Source organism: Ferruginibacter sp., assembly GCF_014377975.1.
GTDB lineage: Bacteria > Bacteroidota > Bacteroidia > Chitinophagales > Chitinophagaceae > Ferruginibacter.
The window spans coordinates 1-4,973 of sequence record NZ_JACMOO010000069.1 but is presented as its reverse complement, the minus strand read 5'-3'; the positions used below and the strand labels follow the sequence as shown (position 1 = coordinate 4,973).

At 36.2% G+C, this 4,973-nt stretch carries 4 protein-coding genes; 2 read left to right on the top strand and 2 right to left on the bottom strand.

The features are described 5' to 3' along the window. Together H7254_RS04365 and H7254_RS04360 are read left to right on the top strand one after the other, a co-directional pair. A partial coding sequence (locus H7254_RS04365) for a hypothetical protein (RefSeq protein ID WP_301931826.1) occupies positions 1 to 792 on the top strand: 792 nt, incomplete at its 5' end. A gap of 518 nt (positions 793 to 1,310) precedes the next feature. Further along, positions 1,311 to 2,426: an acyltransferase family protein gene (locus H7254_RS04360; RefSeq protein ID WP_301931825.1), complete on the top strand. Its 1,116-nt coding sequence runs from the start codon at positions 1,311 to 1,313 to the stop codon at positions 2,424 to 2,426. Positions 2,427 to 2,522: 96 nt separating this feature from the next. On the opposite strand, the gene H7254_RS04355 is transcribed toward H7254_RS04360, so the two are convergent. Next, positions 2,523 to 3,680 (bottom strand): hypothetical protein, encoded by a 1,158-nt coding sequence (locus H7254_RS04355; RefSeq protein WP_301931824.1) that lies wholly within the window; start codon positions 3,678 to 3,680, stop codon positions 2,523 to 2,525. After that, on the bottom strand, positions 3,677 to 4,657 hold the full coding sequence (locus tag H7254_RS04350) for a DUF2157 domain-containing protein (RefSeq protein WP_301931823.1): 981 nt from the start codon (positions 4,655 to 4,657) through the stop codon (positions 3,677 to 3,679). The genes H7254_RS04355 and H7254_RS04350 overlap by 4 nt, the downstream gene beginning before the upstream one ends. Positions 4,658 to 4,973 lie beyond the last annotated feature (316 nt).

Genomic DNA, 4,973 nt, shown 5'->3' with positions numbered 1-4,973 from the left:
GAAAAAAGTGATATACAAAAAAACTTTGACGGATCATTGGCCCGACTTGATTCGATGGGTACGCTTAATACTTCTTTGACAAGTAAATTGAAAGATGAAACCAGCGAAATTGCGAAAACAAAAAACCAGATCCGCACCATTCTAAACAAGAAAAATGCTACTGCAGCAGAACTCGCAAAAGCTAAAGGGTTGATTGCTGAATTAAATGGTAAGATTACAGGAATGGAACAGGAGGTTGCCCGTTTAACACAGGAAAATCAATCTTTAACAGCTGATAAAGTTACATTAACTGCAGACAAAGAAAAATTGACTACCGATTTAACCGCTACAACAGTAATGAAGCAGGATCTTGAAAAGAAAGTAGATATTGCTTCCACTTTAAATGCATCTAACATAGCCATTACTGCTATTAATGTAAAGAAAAATGGCAAAGAAAAAATTACCACTACTGCAAAACGAGTTAGTAAACTGGTGATCTCTTTTGATGTAAACAATCGTATTATTCAATCAGGAATGACAGATGTTTATGTAGTTGTTATCGGTCCGGATGGTAAACCAATTTCTGTTGATAAATCGGGTTCAGGTACATTTACAACTCGCAATGATGGTGACAAGACTTTTACTGCTAAATTACCAGTTGATCTTGAAACATCTAAAAAGAAGAACGTAGAATTTGCATTTGTTCCGGGTGCAGCTTTCCAGAAAGGAAGCTATATTATACAGATTTATCAAAATGGATTTAAGATTGGCGAAGGAACACGTGAATTGAAAAAAGGCGGGCTATTTAGTTAATCAATTTCCATAAAATACTATTAACATTATCCTTTAAATTACTACAGCAATCTGGTTTTCCAGGTTGCTTTTTTTTGTGTTTCAAATTTTTGCTTATTGCGGATATTTTTTTAAGCTGTTTTAAAAATGAGGTAGATAACCGTTTGTTTTCTTTTTGCTTCCCCCAAAGCTTTTTCATTTTACTAAATATTGTATTGCTTACCAACATAGGATAGAATTACGGATAGCGCTGTATGCACGGATTAAAACGGATTCATTTTTTTTACAAAAATCCATTAGCCTGTATCAATCTCTGTAAATTGATGATGCGAATCATCAGTTCAAATCCACGTTATCCTTGTTTCTGTGCCGTCTGGCATTTTTTAATTAAGGCCATTTAAACTGGCTGCCGGTCGCTTAAAATACTTAAACCTTAAACAATTATTTATTTTGGTATCAACAGATAATCATGTGTTTCTAGAAACTCAATTGTTATTTCAAAAAATATTTCAATACTTTTAAAAAAAATAAACTGCTTTATGGCATCAGAAAGATTTACTGCGCTGGATGTTTTTCGTGGTATGACGATTTGTTTTATGATCATCGTAAATACACCCGGTAACGGCCTTACAACTTATTCAGAATTACAGCACGCTCACTGGAATGGTTTTACACCAACTGACCTTGTATTTCCATCTTTTTTATTCGCGGTAGGCAATGCACTCAGTTTTGTAATGTCCCGGTGGAATAATTTACCAACTGGCACTGTGGTATGGAAAATTTTGAAAAGGACTTTTATTATTTTTTTGCTGGGTTATTTAATGTATTGGTTTCCTTTTGTAAAGCAGGTGGCAGGCCAATGGGTATTTGCGCCCTTTAGCCAAACACGTGTTTTTGGTGTGTTGCAACGCATTGCTTTGTGCTATGGTATTGCTGCCTTATTATTGTATTTTTTAAAACCCAGGATAACCATCATAATTTCTGTTGGGTTACTGGTTTTGTATTGGGTAATTTTATTGCTGTATGGCCAGGGTGATCCGTTTAGCATGGAAGGCAACGCAGGTATTTTGCTGGATAAATGGCTGCTGGGCAACGATCATTTATACCATGGCGAAGGCATTGCTTTTGACCCGGAGGGATTGCTGGGCACCATGTCAGCAGTTGGTAATATAGTAGGTGGTTTTGTTGCTGGAAGTTTTATTCAGCGAAAAGGAAAAACGTACGAAATGCTCGCCCAACTACTGCTTGCGGGTGCCAGCCTGCTGGCATTGGCCTGGGCATGTAACCACTTTTTTCCGGTGAACAAAAAATTATGGTCCTCTTCTTTTGTGCTTTTAACCGTAGGATTGGATTGCATTATTATTTCAGCAGTTATTTATATCATCGATTTTTTACACAAAACAAAATGGACTTACTTTTTTGAAGTATTTGGCCGTAACCCTTTATTCATTTACCTGTTGAGTGAACTGGGTGTAACGCTTTTGTATGTATTTATTGTAAAGCCAAAAGTTTCCCTTTACAAATGGATTTACGATACGATCTATGTGCATGCCGGGGATTATTTTGGCTCCTTGTTATTTGCCATCAGCGTAATGCTTGTATGCTGGATTGTTGGTTACGTTATGGATAAGAAGAAGATTTACGTGAGGGTATAGATTTTTAATTAATGACTCTTTTAAATAGTTAGTTGATTGTTGACCTGCAATGATGCAGGTCAATTTATTTATTGATTATTCGCCCGGTTGAAATAATTAAAAATCTCCGCTTGCTCCACCACCACCAAAACCGCCACCACCAAAATTTGTAGCATTATTACCCTCTTGTACACCACCATATGTTTCTGCAATTATAAGTGCTTCAATATTTAGTTTGTCAGTCATTTGTTGGTCTGCCCGCACCGTGGATGTAAAACCATATTTTGGTTGCTGCAGGTATTGAACCAACACATAAGCAATCACTATTAATATTGAACCGCCAAGCGCCATTTCAATTTCAATTGGTGCCAGAGCATAATAATACTTAACTGTAAAAACTATGGCGGCCAGCAATAACAGTCCCACCCTTAGCAACACAATATCTTTTTTTTGTATACCCCTAAAAATATATACGATGGGTATAAAAAAGGTGAGGAACCAGAATAGCCAGCCAAAAGGAATGGCTACTTCCTGTTGTTGGTGAAATAGTTGAAGTGATGCTTCACTTACCGCATAATAATTTCCTGCTGCATAGATCATTATTAAAGCAGTAATTTTCATAAATGTGAGCGGACTTTTATAATTGCTGCAGGGTTGTTGCTTTAATAAATATTTTGAAACAAAATAAATGACGGCAGCGAGCAACATCAGTATAAATGGGGTAGCTGTTTTCGAAAAATTACCAGCATTGCCCATACTTAAAAATACAATAGATAGAAAGGCAATTGGAACAAGTATACCCATAATAGCATTGGCAAAGCGAAGAAAAAAGCAGGTACCAATCACAAATAAAATCATCATATTACCTGTTGCTGAAATCTCCGTAATCAGGTTGAATCCACAGATAATGCAGGTACCTGTAATCCATAATAAAGCATCATCTGTACCGGATTTATAATGATGTTTTTGCCGCACCATCAATTCAAGGGCAGCATAGGATACTGCACTAAAAAATAGCAATAGTCCGCCAAAGATGTTTTCTCCGCCGCCTCCTGATAATGTCAACGCCATCAGTCCAATGGAAAACACTGCGATAACAACCGTTAAAATAAATAATCCTGTGCGGATAAAAATATTGGGTGTATAAAACCCGGTGGAGTATGCTGCAATTGCTGCAGCCTTCTCTTCTTTACTTATACAATTTTTTGCGGCTGCTTCTTCAAGCTGTTGCTGAACCTGCAAATTATTTAACCAGTCATTATTATAGGCTATCATAGCGTCTTAATTTTTTTGTTCATTTTTATTAAGAAAAAGATAAGGCCAATTGCAGAGGCTATAAAATACATGCAGGCAAGGTACACGCCGCCAATATCTAAATTAGCAGTATAAAACAACAGGCGGATTACCACATAACTTAGCCCGATGTATCCATATAAACTTAGCAGTAATAAAAAATAAAATGATCTTTCTTTGACAGCTTTTTGATAAAAGAAATAACTGATGGCTATCAGCAATAAAAACCACACAAGATGCCATGCGCTAAAATTAAACATGGCTGCAAGGCAGGAAATAAAAAGAAGATGTATCCCGAAATTTGTGTAAGTGAATTCAAAATGCGCTTTCAGGTTTCTTTTTTTTGTTATAAGTGCGGCAAGTAATAAGATAATTGCAATTGCCAGACCGGTTGCAATAACAGGGATGCTTTTAAAATCATTTTGTTGTAAAATTTTAGCGGGCGTTACTACAATGCCTGCCCAGGTTGCAAAACTTATAATGGCAATACTTAAAATGGCAAGGTTATCAAAGTAATAGGCTGAAAAAAATAATACAATCATGGGGATAAAGGTTGCCAGTCCAAAGCGGGAACCAAACACCTGGTATTGAAACTGGATGTACCCTGTAAAACTGATAAATGTTAAACAGGCAAGTAGCAAAATATAATCGAAAAATACATTGGGCGATGCTGTTTTTTGCACGGAAAACGGTAGCTTTTTTTTGAGGCAATAGTAAAAACTGCCTGCACATACCAGTGCAATAAAAATTAAAACCGCCTGGTGCCCGATGCGGTCCATATTTTTATAAATCAAAATACCTATGCCACTGCTCAGAAATAATACACCCAGGTACAGGATGGTTTTTAATTCCCAATGCAGCGAAAATAGTGGTTTGCCGGAAGCTGTTTTTATCTTAGTCAACGAACCATCAGAGATGATTCCTGCTGCATTTAGTTTATTAAATAGCGTAATATCCATGCAGTAAAATAAACAAATTATAAGAAAACGTATGCATATTTTATTAGAATAATTATTATCGGGTACAGGAATTAAAAGATAAATGATTGCACGAATTTTGAAGCTATTAGTTACACGAATTAATTTATGGGAATATTCTACTGTTTCACTATTGAAATTTTGCAGATGTGTGTTAAATTGTAATACTCAGATAACAGCAACATTTTGAGCGCCGTTGAAATGGGTATAAATTTAGAAAAAATCAGCAGAGCCAGCACGTAGCAATACATACAAAAGAGGCTACGAATGGAGGAAGCGTTGCATAAAGGCAGGTGGT